The sequence below is a fragment of the Paracoccus sp. MKU1 genome (assembly GCF_001447385.1).
Taxonomy (GTDB): Bacteria; Pseudomonadota; Alphaproteobacteria; order Rhodobacterales; family Rhodobacteraceae; genus Paracoccus.
This window is the reverse complement of record NZ_LLWQ01000215.1, coordinates 1-26,674: the sequence shown is the minus strand read 5'-3', so window position 1 is coordinate 26,674 and position 26,674 is coordinate 1. Positions and strand designations below refer to the sequence as shown.

The window sequence follows — 26,674 nt, the reverse complement described above, 5'->3', positions numbered from 1 at the left end:
TCAGAGGGCGGCCAGGCCGGCGCCAAGCCCATCGAGCAGGTCGCGCCGATCCTCGAGTCCGACGGAAAGGCGCAGCAACCCGTCGCCGATCCCGGCGCGGTGCCGCGCCTCGGCGCCCATGCTGACATGGGTCATGGTCGCGGGATGGGCGATCAGGCTTTCCACCCCACCCAGCGAATCCGCCAGGGTAAAGACCCGCACCGCCTCGACGAAACGGCGCACGCCCGGCAGGCCGCCCCGCAGCTCGAAGCTCAGCATGGCGCCGAAACCGCGCTGCTGGCGCGCGGCAAGGGCATGGCCGGGATGCCCGGGCAGGCCGGGATAATGCACCGCCGCCACCTCGGGCCGGCCGCGCAGGAACTCGGCCACCGCCATGGCGCTGGCCTGTTGCTGCTCGATACGGGCGAAAAGCGTGCGGATGCCGCGCAGGGTCAGGAAGGCATCGAAGGGCGAACCGACGCTGCCGGTGATGTTCGCCCATTCCGCCAGCGCGCCGGCATCCTCGGCCCGCGCGGCAACCACCGCGCCGCCCAGCACGTCGGAATGGCCGTTGAGATATTTGGTGGTGGAATGAACCACGAAATCCGCACCAAGCAGCAGGGGCTGCTGCAAGGCCGGCGACAGGAAGGTGTTGTCCACCGCCACCCTGGCTCCGGCCCCGTGCGCCTGCGCGGCCAGCGCGGCGATGTCCGTCACCCGCATCAGCGGATTGCTGGGCGTCTCGATCAGCAGAAGCGCCGGGCGCTCGGCCAGCGCGGCCCCCATGGCGGCCGGATCGGCGGGATCGACCAGCGCCAGCCGAAAGGCGCCGCGGTCGCGCCGCGCCGTCAGCAGCCGCTGCGTGCCGCCATAGCAATCATGCGGCGCGACGATCAGCCCGCCCGGCGGCACCTGCGCCAGCAGCAGATCCAGCGCCGCCATGCCCGACGAGGTGACGACGGCGCCCGCGCCATGCTCCAGCCCGGCCAGCGTCTCGGCCAGCAGGTCGCGGCTGGGATTACCGGCGCGGGTATAATCATAGCCGCGCGTCTGGTCGAAACCGGCAAAGGCATAGCTGGTGCTGAGATAGATGGGCGGCACGATGGCACCGAAGCGGTCGCGGCCGCCGACGCCATGGGCTGCCGCGATGGTGCGGTCGCTCAACTCATCCTCTGCCATCGCGGCCTCCTGTTCCGGGCCGGCTCCGCCGGGCGGAAGCGGTAACGGCCCGAAGCCGTCGAAGGCCCGACAAGCCGAAATCCCGAAACTCCCATTCGCTCATCGGATTGTCCCGCGTTTCCTGCCGGCCCCCGCCGCGCCGCAAGCGAGCATGGCGGGGGCCGGTCCTGTTCCCCGGCAAGATGGCACTCTGGCATGAGGCGGGCAAATTCATTATATTTCATTTACCAGCAATTCTTTTGCATTCATTCATGGACATCAACCAGGCCCGCACCTTTCTTGAAGTGGTGCATTCCGGTAGCTTCGTCGCCGCCGCCGACCGGCTGAACGTCACCCAGACCGCGGTCAGCGCCCGCATCCGCACGCTTGAGGAAAGCCTGGGCCGCCGCCTGTTCATTCGCAACAAGGCCGGCGCGCGGCTGACGCCGGCGGGTGAGCGGCTGCTGCGCCACGCCACCGCCATGCTGCAATTGTGGGAGCGCGCGCGCCAGCAGGTCGCCCTGCCGCCCGGTCGCAGCGCGGGCGTGCATCTGGGCGGCGAGTTGAGCCTGTGGCATCCGCTGCTGGCCGACTGGCTGATCTGGATGCGCCGCGAATGCCCCGACATCGCGCTGCGGGCCGAAGTGGGCAGCCCGGCCAGCCTGATGGCGCGGGTGCAGGAGGGCTCGATGGATATGGCGGTGCTCTACAATCCGCCCCATGCGGCCAATCTGGTCAACGAATTGCTGGCCGAGGAAAAGCTGGTGCTGGTGACCAGCGCCCCTGACCGGCGCTTTCGGGCCGAGGATTTCGTCTTTGTCGATTGGGGCCCGAACTTCGCCGCCAGCTTCGAGGCCTCGTTTCCCCAGCTCGGCAGCCCGCCGGTGTCGATCTCGCTGGGGCCGCTGGCGCTGACCTATCTGCTGACGGTGGGCGGTTGCGGCTATTTCCGGCTGGGCATCGTGCGGCCTTTCCTGGCCGAGGGGCGGCTGGCGCTGGTGCCCGGCGCGCCGGAATTTTCGCATTCCACGCATATGGTCTATGCCGAGCACAGCGACGGCGACGTGCTGGGCCGGGTGCGGACCGGGCTGAAGGCCGTGGCGGCCGCGCCGATGAACCTGCACCAGGCCACAGAGATCGCGCCGCGATGAATGCACGCCGCCGGCGATGCGCGTCGGCAGAGGACCGGGTGGGTCCAGAACCCCAAGATCTTCCATCGGCCACGGCCGGGAATGCTTCCATACTCCTTGGCACGGCCCAAGCGCCTCGCGGCACCGAGGTTCCGAGCAGCCGGCGGCCTTGGCATCATCCATGATCGAGATGCCTCCAGGCGATCGGGACCTGCGCTCCGCGCCTGGGTGCGTCTTTTTTATTTACTAGTATGCAAGTATGTAATAGAAACGGGCAGGGAGAAGAATCATGTCCATGCAGCCGAATATCGACTTTACGCTCTCGACCGCGCCGCAGGTCTATGACTGGTTGCGGGATGCGATCCTGCGCGGCGAACTGCCGCCCGGCACGCGGCTGAGCGAAACCGAGATCGCCAACCAGATCGGCGTCAGCCGCCAGCCGGTGCGCGAGGCGTTCATCCGGCTGACCTCGGACGGGCTGGCCGAGGTCAGGCCCCAGCGCGGCACCTATATCCGCCGCATCTCGGTTTCGGCGGTGCTGTCGGCGCGGCTGATCCGCGAAGCCGTCGAAAGCGACCTGATCCGCATGCTGGCCGAACAGGCCGACGACCGGCTGCTTGCCCGCCTGGACGCCGAGATCGAGGAGCAAAGCCAGGCCGTCGCGCGCAACGATGCCGAAACCTTCGTCCGGCTCGACGACCGCTTCCACCGCCTGCTGGCCGTGGCCGCCGGGCAAGAGGCGGTCTGGGAGGTGCTGGAGGGGCTGAAGTCACAGATGAACCGCCTGCGCTACATCACCGCGCGCACCTTCGACATCCAGAAGCTGATCGGCCAGCACGCCGAGATCGTCGAGGGCCTGCGCAACCACGATCCGGCCCTGGCCGAGCAGGCCATGCGCCGCCACCTGCGCGAATTGCTCAACGACCTGCCCGAGATCTCGCGCAGCCGCCCCGAACTTTTCATACCCTGACCCGCATCATCCGGAGGAGAACGATGATCACCCTGAACCGCCGCCATTTCGCGGCGCTGGCCGTGGCATGCCTGACCGCCGCTTCCGCCATCGGTGCCTCGGCCGCCGAACTGACGCTGAAGCTCGGCCATCTCGCGAACGAACAGAACTCCTGGCACAAGGCCTCGCTGAAATTCGCCGAGGAGCTTGACCGCCTGACCGAGGGCCGCATCGCCGTCGAGGTGTTCCCGAATGACTCGCTCGGCCGCGAGATGGACCTGATCAATGGCATGCAGCTCGGCACGGTCGAGATGACCATCACCGGCGAAAGCCTTCAGAACTGGGCGCCCATGGCGGCCCTGCTGGCCATTCCCTATGCCTACCAGTCGCTTGAGCACATGGACGAGGTCGCCGGCGGCGAGATCGGCAAGCAGATCGAGGCGCAGATCATCGAGCGCGCCCAGGTCCGGCCCATCGCCTATTTCGCCCGCGGCCCGCGCAACCTGACCGCCAACCACCCCATCACGACCCCGGCCGAGCTGAACCGGATGCGGCTGCGGGTGCCCAACGTGCCGCTGTTCGTCGATACCTGGACCGCGCTTGGCGCCCAGCCGACGCCGATGGCCTTTTCCGAGGTCTTCACCTCGTTGCAGAACGGCACCATCGGCGGGCAGGAAAACCCGCTGGCGCTGATCCAGGCCGCCTCGCTGAACGAGGTGCAGACCCATGTGAACCAGACCGAGCATGTGCGGTCCTGGATCTACCTGACCATCGCCGAGCAGGTCTGGCAGCGCCTGTCCGAAGAGGACCAGGCCCATGTGCTGGAAGCCGCCCGCCTGGCCCAGGAGTTCGAGCGCCAGCAGTTCCTGCAAGACGAGGACGCCATCCGCGCCGATCTGGAGGCCAAGGGCATGACCTTCGTCGAGGTCGATCAGAAAGCCTTTGCCGACGGCTCGCGCGATGCGGTGATCAAAAGCGTGGACGACAGCATCCGGCCCGTCGTCGAGGAACTGTTCAACCATTAACCGGCCCGGTCGCGGCGCGCGCCTTCCCCACACGCGCCGCGACTGCCATCGAGGTTTGAAACCGATGAAGAACCTGGCACTCTTGCAACGCGGTCTCGCGACAGCCAGCCGGTTTGCGGTGGGCATCGCCTTCTTCGCGCTGATCGCGGTGGTCACGCTGCAAATCACCACGCGAACCTTCGGCCTGCCCTCGCCGGTCTGGACCGAGGAGCTGTCGCGCTATCTGCTGCTCTACATGACCGCCTTCGGCATCGGCCTGTCGCTGATGACGGGCGAGCTGGTGAACGTCGACTTGGTGCAGGAAACCGTCTCGGAGGCCCGCGCCTGGTGGATGCGCCTGATCGCGGCGATCTGCACGGCGGCGCTTGGCGCGGTGATGATCTGGCCGGCCTGGAAATTCACCCAGATCGGCGCCTTCCAGCGCGCGCCCAGCCTGCGCTGGCCGATGGACATCATCCACGCCTCGGTGCTGGTGCTGTCCGCCATGCTGTTCCTGTTCGCCCTGCTGCGGGTGATCGGCATGATCGCCGGCACCGATGACGGGCGCCCCCATCTGGCCGAGGAAGCCTGAGCCCATGGATCTTTTCCTGCTTCTGACCACCTTCTTCGTGACCCTGGCGCTTGGCGTGCCGGTCGCGGTCTGCCTGGGGCTTTCGTCGCTGGCCTATATCCTGACGGCGGGGCTGCCGGTCGTCATCATCCCGCAGCGCATGTATGCGGGCATGGACGTCTTTGTCCTGCTGTGCATCCCCGGCTTCATCCTGGCCGGCAACCTGATGAACTTCGGCGGCATCACCGAACGCATCATCCGCCTGGCCAATGCCATGGTGGGCTGGATGCGCGGCGGGCTGGCCATGGCGAACGTCGCGGATTCGATGATGTTCGGCGGCGTCTCGGGCACGGCGGTCGCCGATGTCGCGGCGACCGGCGGGGTGATGATCCCCGGCATGAAGAAATCCGGCTATCCCGGCGATTTCGCCGCCGCGATCACCGCCGCCTCGGCCACGGTGGGGCCGATGCTGCCGCCCAGCGTGCCGATGATCATCGTCGGCGCCTTGTCGGGGATCTCGGTCGGCCAGCTGTTCCTGGCCGGTGCGGTGCCGGGCGTGCTGATGGGCATCGGCATGGCGATCACCTGCTATATCCTCGCCGTGCGCCGCAACTATCCGCGCCAGCAATGGCAGGGCTTCGGCGAACTGATCGCGGCCTTCCTCGCCGCCTTCTGGGCACTGGCCATGACCGGGCTGATCATCGGCGGGTTGCTGACCGGCATCGCCACCCCGACCGAGACCGCCATCGTCGCCTGCCTTTACGCCTTTGTCGTCGGCGCCTTCGTCTATCGCGAGCTGCCGATCCGCGCGGTGCCGCGCATCGTCGTCAACAGCGCGATCTCCTCGGCCGGCATCCTGGCGCTGGTCGGTTTCGCCAACGTCTTCGGCTCGATCCTGGCATCCGAGCGCATCCCGCAAATGCTGGTCAGTGCCGTGCTGGCGATCACCGACAACCCGATCTTCGTCATCCTGCTGATCAACGTACTGCTGCTGGTCATCGGCATGTTCATGGAGACCATCGCCGCGCTCATCATCCTGTTCGTGCCCCTGCTGGGGCTGGCGACCAGCGTCGGCATCGAGCCGCTGCATTTCGCCACCTTCGCGGTGCTGAACCTGATGATCGGCCTGACCACGCCGCCGGTGGGCGTCTGCCTGTTCGTCGCCTGCAACATCGCGCGCGAGCCGCTGGCGCGGGTCATCAGCGCGGTGATCCCCTTCCTGATCTCGAACATCATCGTGCTGCTGCTGGTCTCCTATTACCCGCCCTTCGCCACCTGGCTGCCGACGACGCTGATGGGGAACTGACATGACGCATGAGATCGCCTGCCGCCTGCACGCGGCCCACGACCTGCGGATCGAGCCCCTGCCCGATCCGCAACCCGCCGAGGGCGCCGCCCTGGTCCGCGTGTTGCGGGGCGGCATCTGCGGCTCGGACCTGCATTACTACCATGACGGCGGCTTCGGCCCGGTCCGGGTGCGCCAGCCCATCGTGCTGGGCCACGAGGCCGCCGGCGTGGTGGAAAGCGCGCCCCAGGGGTCCGGCCTGGTGCCGGGGCAGCTGGTGGCGCTGTCGCCCTCGCGCCCCTGCGGGGAATGCGAGTTCTGCCGGGCGGGGGCCGAGCGGCATTGCCTGGCCATGCGCTTCAGCGGCTCGGCCATGCGGCTGCCGCATGAGGACGGCTTCTTCCGCAACCGGCTGTATCACCCGCTGGGCCAATGCCTGCCGCTGCCCGAAGGAACCAGCGCCGAGGCCGCCGCCGGGGCCGAGCCGCTGGCGGTCTGCCTGCACGCGCTGAGCGTGGCGCCCGACCTGGCCGGCCAGCGGGTGCTGGTCACCGGCGCCGGTCCCATCGGCGCCATCTGCACCGCGCTGGCCCGGCTGCGCGGCGCGGCCGAGATCGTGGTGACGGATGTGCAGGGCTTCACGCTGGACATCGCCCGCCGCATGGGCGCCGACCGGGCGGTGAACGTGGCCGAACAGCCCGACGCGCTGGCCGATCTGGCCGAGGGCAAGGGCCGCATCGACGTGGTGCTGGAATGCTCGGCCAATCCCCATGCCATCGCCCAGGCCATCGGCGTGACGCGGCCGCAGGGCACCCTGGTGCAGATCGGCGTCGGCGGCACCCTGCCCCTGCCGCTGAACCTGATCGTCGCCAAGGAGCTGCGCCTGGTCGGCACGCACCGCTTCGACCGCGAATTCGCGCAGGCCGTGCGCATGATCGGCGCGGGCGAGATCGACCTGTCGCCCATGGTCACGCAAGTCCTGCCCGCCGCCGAGGCGCAGCGCGCCTTCGACCTTGCCGGCGACCGGGCGCAGGCGGTCAAGGTGCAGCTGGATTTCGGGGCCTGAACCCATGCCGGTCATCACCGAGATCGAGGACCTGCGCCGCCTGCACCGGCGGCGCGTCCCGCGCATGTTCTACGATTACGTGGATGTCGGCGCCTGGACCGGCGGCACCTATCGCGCCAACCGCGCCGATTTCGAACGCATCCTGTTCCGCCAGCGCGTGGCCCGGAACATCGAGGCCCGCAGCCTTGCCACCACCATGCTGGGCCAGCCGGTCTCGATGCCCCTGGCCCTGGCTCCGGTCGGGCTTCTGGGCATGCAGCACCCGGATGGCGAGATCCTTGCCGCGCGCGCCGCGCAGGCCGCCGGCGTGCCCTTCACGCTCTCGACCATGTCGATGTGCTCGCTCGAGGATGTCGCGGCGGCGACGGGGGCACCGTTCTGGTTCCAGCTCTACACCCTGCGGGACGAGGAGTTCCTGGAGAACATCCTCGACCGCGCCCGCCGCGCCGGGGTGACGGCGCTGGTGCTGACGCTGGACCTGACCATTCAGGGCCAGCGCCACAAGGATCTGCGAAACCGCATGACCGCACCGCCGCGCCTGACGCTGCCGAACCTGATCGACATCGCGCTGCATCCCCGCTGGGCGCTGGGGATGCTGGGCACGCGCCGGCGCAGCTTCGGCAATATCGTCGGCCATGCCCGCGGCGTCGACAGCCTGGGCGACCTGATGGACTGGACCGCGCGCCAGTTCGACCAGCGGCTGGACTGGGACCGGGTCGAGCAGATCATCCGCAAATGGGGCGGGCCGGTGATCCTCAAGGGCATCAACGACCCCGAGGACGCGCGGCGCGCGCTGGATACCGGCTGCGACGCCATCCTGGTCTCGAACCATGGCGGGCGGCAGTTGGATGGCGCCCCCTCGACCATCCGCGCGCTGCCGGCGATCCGCCGGGCGGTCGGGCCGGACTTTCCGCTTTATCTCGACAGCGGCGTCCAGTCGGGACAGGAGGCGCTGAAGGCCATCGCCAGCGGCGCGAACGGCGTCTTTGTCGGCCGCGCCTTCACCTATGGGCTGGGCGCCATGGGGCAAAGGGGCGTCGAGGCGGCGCTGGCTATCCTGCGCCGCGAAATGGACATCACCATGGCGCTTTGCGGCGTCAACGACATCAAGGATTTCGGTCCCGGCTGCCTGTGGCCCGACGACCGCGGCAATGCCGCCTGAAGAACAAGGAAAACGTGAATGCGACATACCTGGCGCTGGTTCGGCCCCAAGGATCGGGTCTCGATCGACGACATGCTGCAAGCGGGGGTTCAGGGCGTTGTGACTGCCCTGCACCACGTCCCGACCGGGGCCGTCTGGTCCCCCGAGGAAATCGCCCGCCGGCAGGCCGATCTGGCGGCGATGACCGACGGCGCGCCCTCGGGCCTGAAATGGGAGGTGGTCGAAAGCCTGCCGGTCAGCGAGGCGATCAAGACCCAGACCGGCGACTGGCGGGCGCATGTCGAAAACTGGATCACCTCGATGCGCCACCTGAAGGACGCGGGGATCGAGGTGATCTGCTACAATTTCATGCCGGTTCTGGACTGGACCCGCACCGATCTGGCCTGGCGGCGCCCCAATGGCGCGCGCTGCATGCGCTTCGACTTCACCGATTTCGCCGCCTTCGACATCCATATCCTTCAGCGCAAGGGCGCGGCCGAGGATTTCCCCGAGGAGGTGCGCGAGGAAGCCGCCCGCCGCTTTGCCCACATGGACGAGGCCCGGCGCGAGCAGCTGGCGGGCAACGTGGTCTTCGGCCTGCCCGGCGCGGCCGAGCATTTCACCCTGGAGGACGTGCGGGCGCTGCTGGAAAGCTATGCCCCGGTGACGGATGCGGTGCTGCGCCGGCATTTCCACGCTTTCCTGGAACAGGTCGTCCCGGTCGCGCAAGAGATCGGGGTGCGGCTGTGCTGCCATCCCGACGACCCGCCCTTCGGCCTGCTGGGCCTGCCGCGCGTCATGTCCACCGAGGCGGATTACGCCGAGCGCATGGCCGCCGTGGACCTGCCGGCGAACGGCATCACGCTTTGCTCGGGCTCGCTGGGGGCGCGGCCGGACAACGACCTGCCGGGCATGATGGAGCGGCTGGGCGACCGGGTGCATTTCCTGCACCTGCGCAACGTGCGCCGCGACAGCGACGCGATCCGGGGCTCGTTCTTCGAGGATGAGCATCTGGGCGGCCAGACCGACATGGTGGCGCTGATCGCCGCCGTCCTGCGCGAGGAATCCCGCCGCCGCGAGGCCGGCCGCGGCGATGCGGTGATCCCGATGCGTCCCGACCACGGCCAGGACATCCTGGACGATATCGGCCGCGGCGGCCAGCCCGGCTATCCCGCCATCGGCCGGCTCAAGGGCTTGGCCGAGCTGCGCGGGGTCGAGCTGGCGCTGAGCCACGGGGCGCGGCCATGAGCCCGCGCCTGACCGGGCTGGCCGGCCTGCCGCCCGGAGTCGCGCGGCCGCGCTATGACCGCGCGGCGCATGGCATGGGCATCCTGCATCTGGGGCTGGGCGCCTTTCACCGCGCGCATCAGGCGGTCCATACCGACGATGCGCTGGCGGCCGAGGGCGGCGACTGGCGCATCCTCGGCGCCAACCTGCGCAGCCGCGACATCCCGGATGCGCTGAACGCGCAGGACGGGCTGTTCACCGTGCTGGAGCGTTCGGACAACGACCGGGCGCGGGTGATCGGCGCGCATGGCCCGGCGATCGGCGGCGACGCAGCGGCGATCCTGCGCGCCGCCTGCGATCCGGCGATCCGCATCCTGTCGCTGACCGTCTCGGAAAAGGCCTATGGCATCGACCGCGCCGCCATGGATGCCGATCCGGCCCATCCGGCGGTGGCCGCCGACCTGGCGCAGCCGCAGGCGCCGCAGGGCGTGCTGGGCCTCATCGTGGCCGCCCTGGCGGCGCGGCGCGAGGCCGGGGTCGCGCCCTTCACCGTGCTCAGCTGCGACAACCTGCCGGACAACGGCGCCTTGCTGCGCGCCGGCGTGCTGGGCTTTGCCCGCCGCCGCGACCCCGGTCTGGCCGGCTGGATCGTCGATCATATCGCCTTTCCGGCCACCATGGTGGACCGCATCACCCCGGCCACCACCGAGCGCACCCTGGCCGATGCCGAGGCGCTGACCGGGTATCGCGACCTGGCCGCCGTCGAGACCGAGCCCTTCAGCCAATGGGTGATCGAGGACCATTTTCCCCAAGGCCGCCCGGCATGGGAGGCCGGCGGCGCGCTGTTCGTCCAGGACGTGCGCCCCCACGAGGCGATGAAGCTGCGCATGCTGAACGGCAGCCATTCGCTGATCGCCTATGCCGGGCAGCTGCTCGGCCTGCCGCATGTTCGCGACGTCATGGCCGATCCGGCGCTGACGGCGCTGGTCCGCCGCCACATGCGGGCGGCGGGCGCGACCCTGCCGCAGGGCGCGGGGCTCGACCCCGAAGCCTATGCCGCGGCGCTGCTGGCGCGCTTCGCCAACCCGGCCATCGCCCACCAGACCCGGCAGATCGCCATGGACGGCACCGAGAAACTGCCGCAGCGCTGGTTCGCCCCCGCGGCCGAGGCGCTGCAAGCCGGCGGCGACGCCCGCCCCTTCGCCTTCGCCACCGCGATCTGGCTGGCCTGGCTGACCGCGCAGCAGCAGGCCCCGGACGATCCGCGCGGCCCGGCGCTGCTGGACCTGGCCCGCAAGGCGGGCGAGGATGACGAGACCCTGACCCGCTCGGTCCTGGGACTGCCGGGGCTTGCGCCGCCTGCGCTGGTCGGGGATGCCGGCTTCACCCAGGCGGTGCGCCGGACCGTCACCCATATCCGCCGCGACGGGCTGCGCACGGCCATGGCGACGGAGCTGGCATCGTGACCGGCCAGGCGATCCTTTCCATCGGCGAGGCGATGGTCGAGCTGTCGCCCTCGGGCCGGGACGGGCTGTGGCGGCTGGGCATCGCCGGCGATACGCTGAACACCGCCTGGTATCTGCGCCGCCTGCTGCCGGCCGATTGGCGCGTCGCCTATTGCAGCCGCGTCGGCACCGGCGAGTTCTCGCAGCAGATGGTCGATTTCCTGACCGCCGAGGGGATAGACGCCGCCCATGTCGGGCGCGACCCAAGCCGCGAGATCGCGATCTATGCCATCTCGCTGAAGGATGGCGAGCGCAGCTTCAGCTATTGGCGCGACACCTCGGCGGCCAGAGGGCTGGCCGACGATCCGGCCGCGCTGGCCGCGGCGCTGGCGGGTGTGGGCATCGCCTATTTCTCGGGCATCACCCTGGGCATCCTGCCCCCGGCCGGCCGCGCCGCGCTGATCGAGGCGCTGAAGGGCGCCCGCGACGCGGGCACGCAGGTGGTCTTCGACCCGAACCTGCGGCCCAAGCTCTGGCCGGACACCGCCACCATGTGCCGCGAGATCGAGGCGGCGGCGGCCATCGCCGATCTGGTGCTGCCCAGCTTCGACGACGAGCGCGGCTTTTTCGGCGATGCCGATCCGCAGGCGACGGTGGCGCGCTATCTGGCGCGCGGCGCCGGGCAGGTCGTGGTCAAGGCGGGCGGCGACGCGATCCGCTATGGCGGGCGCGAGGGCGAGGGGCTGGTCGAGGGCCTGCCGCGCGAGGTGCCGGTGGACACCACCTCGGCCGGCGACAGCTTCAACGCCGGCTATCTGGCGGCGCGGCTGGCGGGGGCAGACATCGCGGCCGCCATCCGCCGGGCGCATGACCTCAGCCGCTTGGTGATCCGCCATCGCGGCGCATTGGTGCGCGAGGCCGTCGCGCGGGACTGACCTGCGCGCAGGCCGCATCCCATCATCGGCAAGGCGCGGCGGGCGGAGACCCCGCCGCGCCCTGCGGACTCGACTCCGTGCTGAAAATCGTGTATCAATCGATTGATTGATTTTCGGCAGGATCGGCATGGACCCGCACCCGACCCGTATTGCGCTGATCCAGGCCGCCATGCAGCAATTCGGCCGCGGCGGGTTCGAGGCTGCATCGACGCGGGCCATTGCCGCGCAGGCCGGGACCAACATTTCCTCGATCGCCTATCACTTCGGCGGCAAGGACGGGCTACGCATCGCCTGCGCCGACGCCGTGGCCGAACGGGTCGCGCAGGTCGCCCGGCCCCTGCCCGGCTTGCAGGACCGGCCGGACCCCCGCCACGCCCGGCTGCTGCTGCGGCGGCTGGTGCGCCGCATCGTCACCTTCATGATCGTCACCCCCGGGGCCAGCGATGCGGTGGCTTTCGTCCTGCGCGAGCTGGCCGAGCCGGACAGCCCGGTGCTGGACCGGCTTTACACGACGCTGGTCGAGCCCCGCCACCGTGCCCTTTGCGCGCTCTGGTCCGCCGCCACCGGAGAGCCGGCGGAAGCCGAGGAGGTGAAGCTGGCCGTCTTCTCGCTGGTCGGCCAGGCGGTCTATTTCCGCGTCGCCGCGCCCATCGTCCAGCGCCGCATGGGCTGGCGGCATTATGCGCGCGCCGAGGCGCGGGCGATCACGCGGCGGATGCTGACCAACCTGGACCGGATGATCGGGGGCGGCGATGGCTGATTTCATCTGCTCGCTGGCCTTTCTCGCCGCGCTGTTTCCGCAATGCGGCCCGCCCCCGCCGCTTGGCACCGGCTATGCCGAGGGCGAATATGTGCAGATCGCCCCGGTAGCGACGGCGCGGGTCGAGGCCTTGGCCGTGCAGCGCGGCGACCGGGTCGAGGCCGGGCAACCCGTGGCGACGCTGGAGAGCCGCGACGCCGCGCTGGCGCTGGCCGCGGCCGAGGCCGCCCAGGCCCGCGCCGCCAGCACCCTGGCCGACCTGGAAAAGGGCGGCCGCGCGCCCGAGATCGCCGCCATCGAGGCGACGCTGGCCTCGGCCCGGGCCCATGCCGAGCGGACCGCGCGCGAGGCGGCGCGGCAGGAGCGGCTGCTGGCGCAGCGCGTCAGCTCGCCCGCGCAACTGGACGATGCCCGCGCCGCCGCCGACATGGCCGAGGCGGCGGTGCGCGAGGCCGAGGCGCGGCTGGCCGTCGCCCGCCTGCCTGCCCGCCCCGATGCCATAAAGGCGGCCCGCGCCGCCCTCGCCGAAGCCGAGGCCAACCGGCAGGCGATGGAATGGCAGCTCCAGCAGCGCCGGCTGACCGCCCCCGCGCCCGGCATCGTCACCGATATCCTGCGGCATGAGGGCGAGCTTGCCGGTCCCTCGGCCCCGGTCCTGACCTATCTGCCGGACGGCGCGGTCAAGCTGCGCTTCTATGTCGCCGAGGCCGATCTGGCCGCGCTTGCCCTGGGAACCGGGCTGACGGTCGGCTGCGACGGCTGCGCGCCGGCCAGCGCCACGGTCTCCTTCATCGCCGACGAGGCCGAATTCACCCCGCCGGTCATCTATGCCCGCGACGCGCGACAGAAGCTGGTCTATCTGGTCGAGGCCCGCCCCGATCCCGGCAGCCCGCTGAAGCCCGGCCAGATCGTCGATGTCTGGAAGGCGCCATGACCCAGGCGACGGCCATCGACGTGTCCGGGCTGACAAAATCCTTCGGCGGCAGGACGGTCGTGGACGATGTCGCGCTGCGGGTGGCCGAGGGCGAGATCGCCGGCTTCCTGGGGCCGAACGGATCGGGAAAGACCACCTGCATCCGCATGATCTGCGGCTTGCTGACGCCGGATGCCGGCAGCGGCACCGTGCTGGGCCTGGACGTGCGCCGCCAGCAGCGCGCGATCCGGCGGCAGGTCGGCTACATGACGCAGAAATTCTCGTTCTACGAGGATCTGTCCATCGAGGAGAACCTGGCCTTCGTCGCCGGGCTCTACGATCTGCCGCGGCAGGCGGTGCGTGACACGCTGGAGGATCTGGGCCTGACCTTGCGCAGGACCCAGCTGGCCGGCAGTCTCTCGGGCGGCTGGAAGCAGCGGCTGGCGCTGGCGGCCTGCATCATGCACCAGCCGCGCCTTCTGCTGCTGGACGAGCCGACCGCCGGCGTCGATCCCAAGGCCCGGCGCCAGTTCTGGGACGAGATCCACGCCCGGGCGCTGGGGGGCATGACGGTGCTGGTCTCGACCCATTACATGGACGAGGCGGAACGCTGCCACCGCATCAACTACATCGCCTATGGCCGGCTGGTGGTCTCGGGCACGGTGGCCGAGGTGATCGCGGGCGCGCGGCTGGTGACGCTGACCGTGCAGTCGGCGCGGCCGGGCGAGCTGGCCGAGCGCCTGCGCCAGGCGCCCGGCGTCGAGCAGGTCGAGCCCTTCGGCACCGCGCTGCATGTGACCGGGACCGACCGCGCCCGGCTGGAGGCGGCGCTGGCCGCCGAGGGCGTCACCGGCCAGCCGGCCGAGACCAGCCTGGAGGACGTGTTCATCCGGCTGATGGAGCTTTCCGAGGACAACATGCGATGAGCTTTTCCCCGACACGGCTGCGGGCGCTGCTGCGCAAGGAGTTCATCCAGATGCGCCGCGACCGCGTGACCTTCGCCATGATGCTGGGCGTGCCGATCATGCAGCTTTTGCTGTTCGGCTATGCGATCAACAGCGACCCCCGCGACATGCCCACGGCCCTGGTCGCGCCGGTGCAGGACCGTTTCGGCCGCAGCTTTGCGGCAGCGCTGGAAAACAGCGGCTACTATCGCCTCACCCATCCGGCGGCGAGCGTCGAGGAGGCCGAGCGGCTGCTGACCCGCGGCGAGGTTTCCTTCGTGGTGACGGTGCCCGCCGATTTCGGCCGGCGCATGCAGCAGGGCGACCGGCCGCAGATCCTGGTCGAGGCGGACGGCTCGGACCCCTCGGCGACCAGCGGCGCCATCGCCGCGCTGGCCCGGCTCGCCGACAGCGCCTTTCGCCGCGACCTGCCGGCCGAGCCTGCACCCGGCAGGCCCGAAATCGTCACGCATCGCCGCTACAACCCCGAGGGCATCACGCAATACAATATCGTGCCCGGCCTGCTGGGGGTGATCCTGCAAATGACCATGGTGATGATGACCGCCATGGCCCTGACCCGCGAGATCGAACGCGGCACGATGGAGAACCTGCTGGCCATGCCCGCGACCCCGGCCGAGATCATGCTGGGCAAGATCACCCCGTTCCTGACCGTGGGGGCGGTGCAGGTCCTTGTCATCCTGGGCGCGGCATGGGCGATCTTCGACGTGCCTTTCGTCGGCTCGCTGGGGCTGCTGCTGGCGGGGGTGATGGTGTTCGTGCTGGCGCTGGTGCTGCTGGGCTATCTGATCTCGACCGCGGCGCGCACGCAGATGCAGGCGATGCAGATCGCGATCTTCGTCTTCCTGCCCTCGGTGCTGCTGTCGGGCTTCATGTTCCCGTTCCGGGGCATGCCGGGCTGGGCGCAGGCCCTGGGCGAGGTGCTGCCGGTGACGCATCTGCTGCGGCTGGTGCGCGCCGTCATGCTGAAGGGCGCGGGCTTTGCCGATGTCCTCCCGCAATTCGCGGCGCTGTCGGTCATGGTGGCGGTGCTGGGCGCGCTGGCCCTGCTGCGCTTCCGCCGGACGCTGGATTGACCGACGCGCCCGTCAGGCCAGTTGCATCACCGCATCCGCCAGCCGCAGCAGCATCCGGTCGCGATACCAGGGCGCGCAAAGCTGCAAGGCCACCGGCAAGCCGGCCCGGGTCCGCCCCCAGGGCAGCGAGATCGCCGGATGGCCGGTCAGGTTCTGCGGATAGGTGAACGGATACCAGGCCCCGCGGATGGTGCCGGCGGGCCGGCCGTCGATCTCGATCTCGCCCATCGGGTCATAGCCCAGGGCCAGCGGCGGCGCGGTCAGCACCGGCGAGACCAAGAGGTCGAAGCGCGCGAAATGCGCCTGCATCATCTGGAAAAGCCGCGTCCGCGCCGCCGAGGCCTCGGCCAGCCCCACCGCCGAACAGCCCTGCCCCAGCCGCGCCGTTTCGACCAGCGAAGGCGCGACCAGATCCTCGCGGCCGGCAAAGGCGGGGGCGGCGCGAGCGGCCAGGCCCACGCGCAGCAGGGTCAGGAACACCGGCTCGAAGGATTTGAAATCCAGGTCGGCCTCCTCCACGATGGCGCCCTCGGCCTCGATGCGGCGCAGGGCGGCCTGGGTGATCGCGGCCGTCTCGCGCTCGACCCGGGCGCCGGCGGTCGGGATCCAGCCGATGCGCAGCCCCTTGAGGCCGCACCCGTCGTCGGGATGCAATTGCACGGCCGCCTGGCCATAGGGGTCGCGGGGGTCCGGGCCGGCCATGGCCTCGAAAAACAGCGCCGCATCCGCCACGCTGCGCGCCATCGGCCCGGCAAAGGAATTGGCGGCGAACAGGTCGGGCAGCGCCAGATGCGGAATGACGCCCAAGGTCGGTTTCATCCCGACGATGCCGCAGCAGGCCGCGGGGATGCGGATCGAGCCGCCGCCATCGGTGCCGATGGACAAGGGCCCCATGCCCGCCGCCACCGCCACCGCCGAGCCGGAACTGGACGCGCCCGCCGTCACGCCGGGGTCGATGGGATTGAGCGTCAGCCCGAACAGCGGCGAACTGGCGGTCTGGGCATGGCCGAATTCCGGCGTCGTGGTCTTGCCGATCATGATACCGCCGGCGGCGCGGGCGCGGGCGACCGAGACCGCATCCTCGGCCGGCACGTTGTCCGCGAACAGGCGCGAGCCCATGGTGGTCCGCACCCCGGCGGTGGCCAGCAGATCCTTGACCGAATAGGGCACGCCGTGCAGCGGCCCCAGCGCATCGCCGCGCATCACCGCCGCCTCGGCCGCCCGCGCCTCGGCCCGGGCCGCATCGGCGGCGACGGTGATGAAGGCGTTGAGGTCGCGGCGCGCCTCGATCCGCTCCAGCGCCGCCTCGGTCGCCTCGACGGGAGAGATGGCGCGGCGGCGGATGGCCTCGGCCAGGTCCACGGCGCTCAGGTCGGCGATTGCGGTCATCGCGGGCTCCTTTCAGATCATCCAGTGGCCGCCATCGACCAGCAGCGTCTGGCCGGTGACGAAGCGCGCCTCGTCGCTGGCCAGGAAGGCGACGGCGGCGGCCACGTCCTCGACCGCGCCGACGAAGCCGACCGGGGTCTTGTCGATGATCGTCTGGATCACCTGCGCCGGCACCCGGTCATGCGCGGCGGTGCGGATGGCGCCGGGCGCCACCGCGTTCACCGTCACGCCATGCGGCGCCAGTTCGCGCGCCAGGCCGCGGGTCAGCCCGATCACCCCCATCTTGGCGGCGGCGTAATCGGCCAGCCCCGGCTCGCCGGTAAAGGCGGCAAGGCTGGACATGTTGACGATGCGCCCGGCGCCACGTTCGCGCATCGCCGGCGCCACCAGCCGCGCCATGCGCATGGCGCTGACAAGCGAGATCTCCAGCACGAAGCGCCAGACCTCCTCGCGCGAGTCACAAAAGGGCGCGCTGCGCTCGCGGCCGCTTTGGCCCAGGTTGTTCACCAGCACATCGACCGGGCCGAGTTCGGACAGGAAACGGTCGTGGAAACCGGCAAGCGCGGCGGCGTCCGTGCAATCGCCCTGGGCCAGCAGCAGCCGCTCGCCCGCCTCGGCGGCAAGCGGCGCGGTGTCGAGGTCCATCACCCCGACCCGCGCGCCCTCGGCCAGCATCCGGCGGGTGATGCCGCCGCCGATGCCCGAGGCACCGCCGGTGACCAGCACGTTCTTGCCCCTGAACCGCATGCATTCCGTCATCGCCGGCCTCAATGGAAGGTGCGGCCGCCATCGACCGCCAGGGCGACGCCGGTGACATAGGAGGACTCGCCGCTGGTTAGCCACAGGATCGCCGCCGCGATCTCGGCCGGGTCGGCGATGCGGCGCAGGGCATAGCGGTCGCGCACGGCCTGCAACTGCGCCTCGGCATCGCCCGCCGGGTCGATCGAGCTGCGCAGCAGCGGCGTGTCCACCGCGCCGGGGCAGACCACGTTCACGCGGATGCCGCTGTCCGCCAGTTCCAGCGCCAGCGATTTCGAGAACATCTGCAACCCCGCCTTGGAGGCGGCATAGCCGCTGCGCAGCCGCAAGGGCACCAGCCCCGCGCCCGAGGACAGGTTGACGATGGTCCCGCCGCCCGCCTGCCGCAGATGCGGCACCGCCGCCCGGCACAGCTTCATCGCGCCGGTCAGGTTCACGGCGATCAGCCGGTCCCAGGCCTCGTCGGTGATCTGCTCCAACGGCGCGACCAGATCCAGGCCCGCGCAGTTGACCAGACCGTCCAGCCCGCCCAGCGTCCCGGCCAGTTCCGTCACCGCCACCCCAAGCGCGGCGCTGTCGGTAATGTCGGCCACCGCGGCCGGCACCCCCAGCCCGTCCAGCGCCGCGCCGTCGCGGTCGATCACGGCGACGCGGGCGCCCTCGGCCAGGAAGCGCGCGACGGTGGCCCGGCCGATGCCCTGCGCGCCGCCGGCGATCAGGATGCGGCGGCCGGTCAGCGCCCCACTCATGCCCCGGTGCCCTCCAGGCGCGGGCGCATGTCGGCGACCATCTCGTCGCAGCGGCCCATCCAGACGTCGCCCTTGTCCAGCGCGCGTCGGATCAGCTGCTCCAGCACCCACAGGCGCGAGGGCTGGCCGATGATCTGCGGATGCATGCCGACCATCATCATCCGCCGCTCGGCATGAAGCATGTCCAGCTCAAGCGTCCAGGCCTCCAGCAGCGCCGAGGGCGCCTGCATGGTCCGGCCCGGCAGCACGATGGAATATTGGAAGAAGGGCGCGTCATCCAGCACCCAGCGGAAGGGCAGTTCGACCAGCCGGGTCCGCTGCCCGTCCACCTCGTGCAGATAGGGCGAGTCGTCGTCGAAGAAGTTCGAGGAATAGTCGAAGCCGTATTCCAGCATCAGCTGCATGGAAATGTCGCTGAGTTCGGCGGCGGGCGAGCGCCAGCCGCGCGGCGCCTGCCCGGTCGCGCGCTTGATCGCTTCGAAGCCGCGCTCCATCTCCTCGCGCTCCTCCTCATGGCTGAGGTTCAGGATCCAGCGATGCGAATAGCTGTGATGCGCGATCTCGTGCCCGCCTTGCAGGATGCGCTCGATCAGCGCCGGGCGCTGCTCCACGACCAAGCCGGGGATGAAGAAGGTGGTGCGCAGGTCGTAGCGGCGCAGCAGCTCCAGCACCCGGTCGGTGCCGACCTTCCAGCCATAGGCGCCCTGCGACATCAGGATCGGGCGCTTGGCATAGGCCGGGTCGCGCGCCGTCCACATCGTCTCGGCATCGAGGTCGAAGGTCAGAAACAGCGGAAAGCCCTTGCTGGTCAGATGCATGGCTGGTCCTTTCAGACGAATTTGTGAAAGCCGGTCCAGCGCTCGGCCAGCAGCAGCACGATCACGGTGGCGACGATCAGCAGGGTCGAGATGGCGGCGACGCCCGGATTGACCCCCATCTCGACCGAGCTGAAGATCAGGATGGGCAGCGTGGTCTGCCGGGCGCTGGCCAGGAAGATGGTGACCGGCACGTTCTCCATCGAGGTGACGAAGGCGAACAGCGCGCCGGCGACCAGGCCGGGCTTGATGAGCGGCAGCGTGACCAGCCGGAAGGCGGTGAAGCCGTCCGCCCCCAGCACCCGCGCCGCCTCTTCGACCGAAACGTCGAGGCCCGAGAGGCTGGCCAGCGCCGAGCGCAGGATATAGGGCACGGTGATGACGACATGCGCCACGATCAGCACCAGGAAGCTGCCGCGCAGGCCGACCAGCGTGACGTATTGCAGCATCGCCACCCCGATCACCACCGAGGGCACGATCAGCGGCGCCATCAGCAGCGCGGTGATCGCCTCCGCGCCGGGGATGGCCTTGCGAAACAGCGCATAGGCCGCGGCGACGCCCAGGACCAGCGACAGGAGCGTGGAACTGACCGCCAGGATCAGGCTGTTGCGGATCGCCCGGAGATAGACCGGATCGCTCAGTACCTCGGCGAACCATTTCAGCGTCCAGCCCTGCGGTGGGATGGTCAGATACGAGGTCTCGCTGAACGAGGTCAGCACCACCACCAGCACCGGCACCTGCAAGAAGGCCACGACCAGCAGCGCGACGATCGAAATGGGCAGGGTGGGTTTCATGTCGCTCATGCCATGCCCGCCCATCTTTTGGTCATGCGGCTGGAGATCCAGATGATGACCAGCGTCGAGGCCGCCAGCGCAAAGGACAGCGCCGAGCCGCTGGGCCAGTCCAGAAGCTGCATGTATTCGTCATAGATCAGCGTCGCCATGACCTGATAGGTCGGCCCGCCCAGCATCCTGGGCGTGACCAGCGCCGAGATGGTCAGCACGAAGACCAGGATCGAGCCGCCGATGATGCCCGGCGCCGTCAGCGGCAGGGTGACCGACCAGAACACATGCGTCCGGCTGGAACCCAGCGTCGCGGCCGCCGCCTCGACATCGCGGGGCACGTTTTGCAGCGCCGCGACCAGCATCAGCACCATGAAGGGCAGGTAGATATGGGTCAGGCCGATCAGCAGGCCGGTCATGTTGAACATCAGCTTCAGCGGCCGCTCGATCAGGCCCAGGTCGATCAGCAGGTTGTTGACCACGCCGCGATTGGTCAGCAGCACGATCCAGCCGAAGGAGCGCACCACCAGGTTCAGCATCAGCGGAAAAATCACCAGGAGCGTCAGCGGCAGCCGCCAGCGCGGATGGCCGCGCACGATCAAATAGGCGACGGGATAGCCGGTCAGCAGGCACAGCACCGTCACGCCCAGCCCCAGCGCCAGCGTGCGCAGCACCACCTCGCGGTAATAGCCGTCGGTGGCGATGCGCAGGTAGTTCTCCCAGGTGAAGCTGCCCGCCACCATGCCCTGCCCCGGCTGGTATTCCTGGAAACTGGTCGGCAGCAGCAGCACCAGCGGCACCACGAAGGACAGAAGCAGCACCAGCAGAAGCGGCGCGATCAGCAGCCATGCGCTGCGCTGCCCGGTCATGGCTCGGCCCCCTGCGGCAGCACGATGATGTCGCGCGGCCGGATCGCCAGATACACGGCCTCGCCCGGCGCGAGGCTGGCGGTGTCCTCGGCCGAGGGCACCTCGACCACGATCTCGGCGCCATGGGCCAGCCGCACCACCAGCTGCACCTGCGGCCCCGAAAAGGCGCGCAGTGCCACGGTCCCCGCCAGCGCGCCGGGCTCGGGCGCGCGCAGGACGCGGATCGCCTCTTGCCGCAGGAACACCTCGGCGGCGCTGCCCTCGGGCAGATCCAGCCGCTCGGGGCGCAGCGCCAGCCCGGCGCCAAGCGCGACGGTGCCGGCCTCGACGCGGCCTTGCAGCCGGTTCGGCTTGCCGATGAAGCTGGCGACAAAGGCGTTCGCTGGCCGGTGATAGATCTCCTCGGGCCTGTCCAGCTGCTGGATCACGCCGCCATGCATGACGCCGACGCGGTCCGACAGGCTCAGCGCCTCGGCCTGGTCATGGGTGACGAACAGCGTGGTGATGCGCAGCTCCTGCTGCAACCGCTTCAGCTCGATCTGCATCTCGTCGCGCAGCTTGGCGTCCAGATTGGACAGCGGCTCGTCGAACAGCAGGATGCTGGGCCGGGGCGCGATGGCGCGGGCCATCGAGACGCGCTGCTGCTGGCCGCCGGAAAGCTGGCGCGGGAAGCGCGCGCCGTAGCCGCCCAGCCGCACCATCTCCAGCGCGGCATTCACCCGCTCTTCCAGCGGCTTGCCGGATTCGCCCTTGCGGCGCAGGCCGAAGGCGACGTTTTCGAAGACGGTCATGTGGGGAAACAGCGCATAGGACTGGAACACCAGCCCGATATTGCGCTTGTTCGGCGGCAGGCGCGTCACCTCGCGCTCGCCGATCATGATCTGCCCCTCGGTCGGCTCCAGGAGCCCGGCGACCATGCGCAGGATCGTGGTCTTGCCGCAGCCCGAGGGGCCAAGCAGCGAGACGAACTCGCCCTCGGCGATCTGGAACGAGGCGTTCCTGACCACCTCGGTCCTGCCGTAGCGCTTGACGATGTTGCGCAGGGAAAGGTTGCTCATCTCACCTCGTCGGGCTTGGGCATGGGTTGCGATTGGCCCCGGCGGCGATCCGCCCGGACCGGCTCAGCGCAGCACTTCGCGCTGCCAGCGGCGGGTCCAGTCGGGCATGACCACCGCCATCTCGGCCGGGTCCAGGAACAGCATCTGGCCGGCCTGCTCGGCCGTGGGCAGGATCGTGGCCAGATCGTCCGACAGCACCACCTTGCTGTTGACCGGCCCGATGACCTGCGCTTCCGAGAAGCATTTCTGCGCCTCGACCGACAGCACGGTGTCGATGAATTTCATCGCCAGGTCCTGCTGCTGGGTGCCCTTGGGGATCGAGATGGTCGGGCGGATGCCCACCGCGCCTTCCTGCGGATAGGCGACGGCCAGCGGCAGCCCGCCCTTGATCGCCACCCCGGCCCGGTCGGGATACCAGACCGCGATGTCGATCTCGCCCCGCTCGAACAGCGAGACCACCTGGTCGGCCTGGGTGTGCAAGAGCACCGCCGATTGCGCCAGCGGCTTGATCTTGGCGAGGCCGGGGCCTGGATCTTGCAGCGTGCCGCCCTCCATCTGGTTCAGCGCGGCAAGGAACTGCCAGCCCGCCGTGGCCGAGACGTCGCCGATGGTGATCCGGCCCTCGTATTTCGGATCGAACAGGTCGTTCCACGAGGTCGGCGGCGTGGTCACCGTCTCCTTGTTATAGACGATGGTGGTGGCGCCCAGCATGGCGGCGACATAGGCGTCGTCCTTGCCCCAGGCGCCCTCGATGATGTCGGGTGCATTCGTCAGCGCCGCGCGGTCCAGGGGCACCAGCAGCCCTTCGTTCGCCATCTGCACCGCGAAGGCGTCGTCGGCAAAGACCACGTCCATGTCCGACTGCCCGGCGGTCGCCCTGACCGACGCGGCATGCTGCGCCGAGCTTGCCGGCTTCAGCAGCACCGAGGCCCCGGTGGCCTGGGTAAAGGGCTGGACATAGCAGGTCTCGACGTTGTCAGCAAAAGAGCCGCCGAAGGCGCCGACAACCAGTTCCTGCGCGGATGCGGCCGTGATCGAGCCGAGGACGACCGTCGTCGTCAATGCGAATTTTCTGAACACAAGCAAACCTCCCCGCCTGGTTGTTCTGGTCGGTCGCCGCAGGCGCTCGACAGGATCCGACGCTAGCAGTCTCGCATATATCTTTCAATAAAGATACTATAAAGCCATTTGAAAGATATAATTCCAATGACGGCGCGGATGGGGTAATGACGGATCGCGGGCGCATCATTCAGCGGCAAGGGCAAGGCTTGGACGAGGAACCGATAAGATACTGGGAAAACGACCGGATCGGCCGCGGCATGCGGCAATGGCGACGCGAGGTGCCGCAGATCGACAGCAGCGGCAAGGCGGTCGTCGGCCGCGTCCTGCACCTGCAAGAGGTCATCATCGACAAGGTGAACCGCAACCTGGCGCGATTCGGCCTCAAATTCCCGACCTATGCGATCCTGGCGACGATCCGCGTCAGCGGCCCGCCCTATCGCATGACGCCGAGCGAGCTGCTGTCCGCCATCGTCATCTCGTCGGGCGGGCTTTCCAACCTGCTGCGCAAGCTGGAAAAGGACGGGCTGGTGCGGCGCAGCGCCGACAAGCGCGACGGCCGCGGCGTCATCGTCGAGCTGACCGAGAAGGGCATCGCGCTGACCGATGAGAGCATGGCCGCCCATGCGGCGCTGGAGCGCGAGCTGATCGCGGCGCTGTCGCCGCAGGATTGCGAAAGCATGGCGCGGATGCTGAGCGTCCTGATCGCCACCAACAGCGCCGGATAGCGGATGGACCGCACCCGCCATGCCGTCAACATCGACGAGATCGAACAGGCGGCCCGGCGCTATCTGCCGGCATTCCTGTTCGATTTCATCGCCGGCGGCGTCGATGGCGAGGCGGGGCTCATGCGCAACCGGCAGGCCTTCGGCCGCCACCGGCTGGTGCCGCGCTATCTGCGCGACGTCTCGCGCCGGTCGCTGGCGACGCGCATCCTGGGCCGCGACTACGCGATGCCCTTCGGCATCTCGCCCACCGGCCCGGCGCAGCTGTTCCGCCGCGATGCCGACCGGATGCTGGCCCGCGCCGCACGCGAGGCCGACATTCCCTTCATCCTGTCCGGCGCCGCCGGCGCCTCGCTGGAGGAGATCGCCCGGATCGCGCCGGAACATGGCTGGTTCCAGCTTTATCCGGCCCGCGACCGGGCGATCACCCGCGACCAGATCCGCCGCGCCGCCGATGCCGGGACCCCGGCGCTGGTGCTGACCGTCGACACGCCGGTGACACCCAAACGCGAACGCCACCTGCGCAATCGCATCTCGGTCCCCTTCCGGCCCGGCCCGGCGCTGTGGCCCCGGCTGGCCAGGGAGGTGCTGCTGCACCCCGAGTGGTTCCTGCGCTTCCTGCTGGGCGGCGGCATGGAGGCGATGGGCAACTGGGCGCCCTATGCGCCCCAGGGCGCCAGTGCTTCGGAGATCGCAGCCTTCTTCTTCGACCAGGCCTTCGTGCCGGGCGAAAGCGGCACGCTGTGCTGGCGCGATCTGGAAACCTGCCGCGCGCTCTGGCCCCGGCCGCTGATCGTCAAGGGCATCCTGCATCCCGAGGATGCCCGCCGCGCGGCGGCGCTTGGCGCGGATGCGATCCTGGTCTCGAACCATGGCGGCAAGGCGCTGGACGCGGCGCCGGCGGCGCTGGACATGCTGCCGGCGATCCGTCGCGCGGTCGGCCCGGACTATCCGCTGTTGCTTGACAGCGGCGTGCGGCGGGGGTCGGATATCGTCATCGCGCTGTGCCTGGGCGCGGATTTCGTCTTTGCCGGCCGGCCGACGCTTTACGGCACCGCCGCCGGCGGCGAGGCGGGGGCGCGCAAGGCGCTGTCCATCCTGCGGCAGGAAACCGACCTGGTCATGGCCGGGATCGGCTGCGTCTCGCCGGCGGGGTTGGGGCCTGATTATCTGACGCAGGGGGAAGAATGATGGAAAAACGACGCCTGGGACGCTCTGAGCTGCTGGTCCCGCCGGTGGTGTTCGGCGGCAATGTCTTCGGCTGGACCGTAGACGAGGCGGTGGGCTTCGACCTGCTCGACCGCATGGTCGAGCAAGGGCTGACCATGATCGACACCGCCGATGTCTATTCGGCCTGGGTCGCGGGCCACCAGGGCGGCGAATCCGAGACGCTGATCGGCGCATGGCTGGCCAGCCGCGGCGGACGGGACCGGGTGATCCTTGCCACCAAATGCGGCATGCGCATGGGCGACGGCAATCGCGGCCTGTCGGCACGCTGGATCGAGCAGGCGGTGGAGCATTCGCTGCGGCGCCTGCGCACCGATTACATCGACCTCTACCAGGCGCATGAGCCCGACCCCGATGTGCCGCTGGAGGAGACCATGACCGCCCTTGCCCGGCTGGTCGAGGCCGGCAAGGTCCGCGTCCTGGGCAATTCGAACTTCAGCGCCGCGCAGACCCAGGCGGCGCTGGAGGTGAGCCGGGACCTGGGCCTGCCCCGCTTTGAAAGCACGCAGCCCGAGTTCAACCTGATCGCGCGGGACGGGTTCGAAGGCCCGCTTGCCGATCTGTGCCGGCGCGAGGGGATCGGCGCCATCAGCTATTTCGCGCTGGCCGCGGGCTTCCTGACCGGCAAATACCGCAGCGAGGCGGATGTTTCCGGCGCACGGGCCGGGCGGGTCTCGGCCTATATGACCCCGCGCAACATGCGGATCCTGCAAACCCTGCTGGAGGTGGCCGAGGCCGAAGGCGTCCCGCCCGCCGTGGCGGCGATCGCGTGGATCCGCGCCCAGCCGGGCATCACCGCCCCGATCGCCAGCGCCACCAGCCGGGCGCAGCTCGACGAACTGATCCTGGCGGCGCGGCACCGGCTGTCACCGCAATCGCTTGCCCGGCTGAACGAGGCCCCGTCTCAGGGCGGATAGCCGAAGGTCTCGAAATCGCGGGCGTAATGGTCGCGCACGCGGATGCGGTCGGCCGGGCTCCATTCGATTTCCAGCGGGTCCGAGCGCAATTCATGCGGGTTCTGTTCGGGCGGCGCCACGCCCAGCCGCTCGGCAAGGGCGGCCAGCGGCGCCGACAGGCCGTCCTCGAGCTTGAAGACCTCGACATCCTTGCCGAGGAACTCCCATTGCGGGCGCAGGTGGTTGTCGAGATGGAACTTCTCGCGTTTCTGCCGGTCCAGGTTCTCCTCGATCCAGGGCGAGAATGCCGGCAGCCCCTTCCAGAAACTGTCCTTGGCCAGCTGCGCCCGCATCCGGTATTCGCTTGCGATCCGGTCATAGGGGTTGCGCACGATGGTGAAGGCGTAGTCGAAGAAGCCCTCGCCCAGCAGCGCCTGGATATCCTGCGCGCGATAATGCTGCGGCGTGCAGCGGCTGGCATGGGGAATGCCCATGGAAAACAGCCGCAGGGGAGCGATGCCCTTCATCCAGCTCTCGACCGAGGTGCCCCCCGCCTTCGGGATGTGGATGAAGAGGATGCGTTTGCCGTTATGCTGGATGAAGGGCAATTTTATTATCCTAATTAGAAAAAATGCGCGTATACGCGACATGCATTTTGACCATCATGTATACGCGCATAATAAGATTTATTCCTGAACCCATTCAGGATGGTTTATGTCATTCAGAGTTTGAATGATGATATCAT

General features: G+C 69.4%; 27 protein-coding genes. 17 read left to right on the top strand and 10 right to left on the bottom strand.

Going from position 1 to position 26,674, the window contains the following annotated elements; translation table 11 throughout:
• Positions 1-1,158 carry a cystathionine gamma-synthase gene (gene metB, locus AQY21_RS22830; RefSeq protein WP_058099882.1) on the bottom strand — a complete coding sequence of 386 codons (1,158 nt, stop codon included), beginning with the start codon at positions 1,156-1,158 and terminating at the stop codon, positions 1-3.
• A 251-nt stretch (positions 1,159-1,409) separates the two neighbouring features.
• Here metB and AQY21_RS22825 point away from each other — a divergent pair, with 251 nt between their 5' ends.
• The 14 genes from AQY21_RS22825 (at position 1,410) to AQY21_RS22760 (ending at position 15,601) form a co-directional block, all read left to right on the top strand.
• Positions 1,410-2,288, top strand: coding sequence for a LysR family transcriptional regulator (locus AQY21_RS22825; RefSeq protein ID WP_058099881.1), 879 nt, complete (start codon positions 1,410-1,412; stop codon positions 2,286-2,288).
• Between the two features lie 268 nt (positions 2,289-2,556).
• Entirely contained in the window at positions 2,557-3,237 is a 681-nt protein-coding gene (locus AQY21_RS22820; RefSeq protein WP_058099880.1) for a GntR family transcriptional regulator, read from the top strand.
• 23 nt (positions 3,238-3,260) lie between these two features.
• Positions 3,261-4,241 carry a TRAP transporter substrate-binding protein gene (locus AQY21_RS22815; protein WP_058099879.1) on the top strand — a complete coding sequence of 327 codons (981 nt, stop codon included), beginning with the start codon at positions 3,261-3,263 and terminating at the stop codon, positions 4,239-4,241.
• A gap of 64 nt (positions 4,242-4,305) precedes the next feature.
• Positions 4,306-4,812, top strand: a complete 507-nt coding sequence (locus AQY21_RS22810) for a TRAP transporter small permease (protein WP_058099878.1) — start codon at positions 4,306-4,308, stop codon at positions 4,810-4,812.
• A 4-nt stretch (positions 4,813-4,816) separates the two neighbouring features.
• A complete protein-coding gene (locus AQY21_RS22805) occupies positions 4,817-6,097 on the top strand; it encodes a TRAP transporter large permease (protein WP_058099877.1) in 1,281 nt (426 codons plus the stop codon).
• Between the two features lies 1 nt (position 6,098).
• The gene (locus AQY21_RS22800) at positions 6,099-7,142 is read left to right on the top strand and encodes an L-idonate 5-dehydrogenase (protein WP_058099876.1); all 1,044 of its coding nucleotides are present in this window, start codon (positions 6,099-6,101) and stop codon (positions 7,140-7,142) included.
• Positions 7,143-7,146: 4 nt separating this feature from the next.
• On the top strand, positions 7,147-8,304 hold the full coding sequence (locus AQY21_RS22795) for an alpha-hydroxy acid oxidase (protein ID WP_058099875.1): 1,158 nt from the start codon (positions 7,147-7,149) through the stop codon (positions 8,302-8,304).
• A gap of 18 nt (positions 8,305-8,322) precedes the next feature.
• Positions 8,323-9,531, top strand: coding sequence for a mannonate dehydratase (gene uxuA / locus AQY21_RS22790; RefSeq protein ID WP_058099874.1), 1,209 nt, complete (start codon positions 8,323-8,325; stop codon positions 9,529-9,531).
• Positions 9,528-10,976: a mannitol dehydrogenase family protein gene (locus AQY21_RS22785; protein WP_058099873.1), complete on the top strand. Its 1,449-nt coding sequence runs from the start codon at positions 9,528-9,530 to the stop codon at positions 10,974-10,976. The genes uxuA and AQY21_RS22785 overlap by 4 nt, the downstream gene beginning before the upstream one ends.
• Positions 10,973-11,890 (top strand): sugar kinase, encoded by a 918-nt coding sequence (locus AQY21_RS22780; RefSeq protein ID WP_082658241.1) that lies wholly within the window; start codon positions 10,973-10,975, stop codon positions 11,888-11,890. Before AQY21_RS22785 ends, AQY21_RS22780 begins: the two co-directional genes overlap by 4 nt.
• Positions 11,891-12,017: 127 nt before the next feature.
• Positions 12,018-12,650: a CerR family C-terminal domain-containing protein gene (locus AQY21_RS22775; protein ID WP_058099872.1), complete on the top strand. Its 633-nt coding sequence runs from the start codon at positions 12,018-12,020 to the stop codon at positions 12,648-12,650.
• Positions 12,643-13,584, top strand: a complete 942-nt coding sequence (locus AQY21_RS22770) for an HlyD family secretion protein (protein WP_058099871.1) — start codon at positions 12,643-12,645, stop codon at positions 13,582-13,584. The genes AQY21_RS22775 and AQY21_RS22770 overlap by 8 nt, the downstream gene beginning before the upstream one ends.
• Positions 13,581-14,489, top strand: a complete 909-nt coding sequence (locus AQY21_RS22765) for an ABC transporter ATP-binding protein (protein ID WP_058099870.1) — start codon at positions 13,581-13,583, stop codon at positions 14,487-14,489. Before AQY21_RS22770 ends, AQY21_RS22765 begins: the two co-directional genes overlap by 4 nt.
• The gene (locus AQY21_RS22760) at positions 14,486-15,601 is read left to right on the top strand and encodes an ABC transporter permease (RefSeq protein WP_058099869.1); all 1,116 of its coding nucleotides are present in this window, start codon (positions 14,486-14,488) and stop codon (positions 15,599-15,601) included. Before AQY21_RS22765 ends, AQY21_RS22760 begins: the two co-directional genes overlap by 4 nt.
• A 12-nt stretch (positions 15,602-15,613) precedes the next feature.
• Here the strand turns inward: AQY21_RS22760 and AQY21_RS22755 are convergent, their stop codons facing one another.
• The 8 genes from AQY21_RS22755 to AQY21_RS22720 form a co-directional block, all read right to left on the bottom strand.
• Positions 15,614-16,990: an amidase gene (locus AQY21_RS22755; RefSeq protein ID WP_058099868.1), complete on the bottom strand. Its 1,377-nt coding sequence runs from the start codon at positions 16,988-16,990 to the stop codon at positions 15,614-15,616.
• 12 nt (positions 16,991-17,002) lie between these two features.
• Positions 17,003-17,737 (bottom strand): SDR family NAD(P)-dependent oxidoreductase, encoded by a 735-nt coding sequence (locus AQY21_RS22750; protein ID WP_238986884.1) that lies wholly within the window; start codon positions 17,735-17,737, stop codon positions 17,003-17,005.
• Positions 17,738-17,757: 20 nt separating this feature from the next.
• Positions 17,758-18,498, bottom strand: a complete 741-nt coding sequence (locus AQY21_RS22745; RefSeq protein ID WP_058099866.1) for an SDR family NAD(P)-dependent oxidoreductase — start codon at positions 18,496-18,498, stop codon at positions 17,758-17,760.
• Entirely contained in the window at positions 18,495-19,316 is an 822-nt protein-coding gene (locus tag AQY21_RS22740; protein ID WP_058099865.1) for a polysaccharide deacetylase, read from the bottom strand. Before AQY21_RS22740 ends, AQY21_RS22745 begins: the two co-directional genes overlap by 4 nt.
• An 11-nt stretch (positions 19,317-19,327) precedes the next feature.
• Positions 19,328-20,107, bottom strand: a complete 780-nt coding sequence (locus AQY21_RS22735) for an ABC transporter permease (RefSeq protein ID WP_238986883.1) — start codon at positions 20,105-20,107, stop codon at positions 19,328-19,330.
• A gap of 5 nt (positions 20,108-20,112) precedes the next feature.
• Positions 20,113-20,964, bottom strand: coding sequence for an ABC transporter permease (locus AQY21_RS22730; protein ID WP_058099864.1), 852 nt, complete (start codon positions 20,962-20,964; stop codon positions 20,113-20,115).
• Positions 20,961-22,022: an ABC transporter ATP-binding protein gene (locus tag AQY21_RS22725; protein WP_058099863.1), complete on the bottom strand. Its 1,062-nt coding sequence runs from the start codon at positions 22,020-22,022 to the stop codon at positions 20,961-20,963. The genes AQY21_RS22730 and AQY21_RS22725 overlap by 4 nt, the downstream gene beginning before the upstream one ends.
• Positions 22,023-22,085: 63 nt before the next feature.
• Entirely contained in the window at positions 22,086-23,102 is a 1,017-nt protein-coding gene (locus tag AQY21_RS22720) for an ABC transporter substrate-binding protein (RefSeq protein ID WP_058100056.1), read from the bottom strand.
• A 188-nt stretch (positions 23,103-23,290) separates the two neighbouring features.
• Here AQY21_RS22720 and AQY21_RS22715 point away from each other — a divergent pair, with 188 nt between their 5' ends.
• From AQY21_RS22715 to AQY21_RS22705, 3 genes are read left to right on the top strand one after another with little or no spacing between them, the layout of a single operon-like run.
• A complete protein-coding gene (locus AQY21_RS22715; protein WP_058100055.1) occupies positions 23,291-23,809 on the top strand; it encodes a MarR family winged helix-turn-helix transcriptional regulator in 519 nt (172 codons plus the stop codon).
• A gap of 3 nt (positions 23,810-23,812) precedes the next feature.
• Positions 23,813-24,997, top strand: coding sequence for an alpha-hydroxy acid oxidase (locus AQY21_RS22710; RefSeq protein ID WP_058099862.1), 1,185 nt, complete (start codon positions 23,813-23,815; stop codon positions 24,995-24,997).
• The gene (locus AQY21_RS22705; protein ID WP_058099861.1) at positions 24,997-25,950 is read left to right on the top strand and encodes an aldo/keto reductase; all 954 of its coding nucleotides are present in this window, start codon (positions 24,997-24,999) and stop codon (positions 25,948-25,950) included. Before AQY21_RS22710 ends, AQY21_RS22705 begins: the two co-directional genes overlap by 1 nt.
• Here AQY21_RS22705 and AQY21_RS22700 read toward each other — a convergent pair.
• Positions 25,938-26,537, bottom strand: coding sequence for a sulfotransferase family 2 domain-containing protein (locus AQY21_RS22700; RefSeq protein ID WP_058099860.1), 600 nt, complete (start codon positions 26,535-26,537; stop codon positions 25,938-25,940). The genes AQY21_RS22705 and AQY21_RS22700 overlap by 13 nt on opposite strands.
• Positions 26,538-26,674 lie beyond the last annotated feature (137 nt).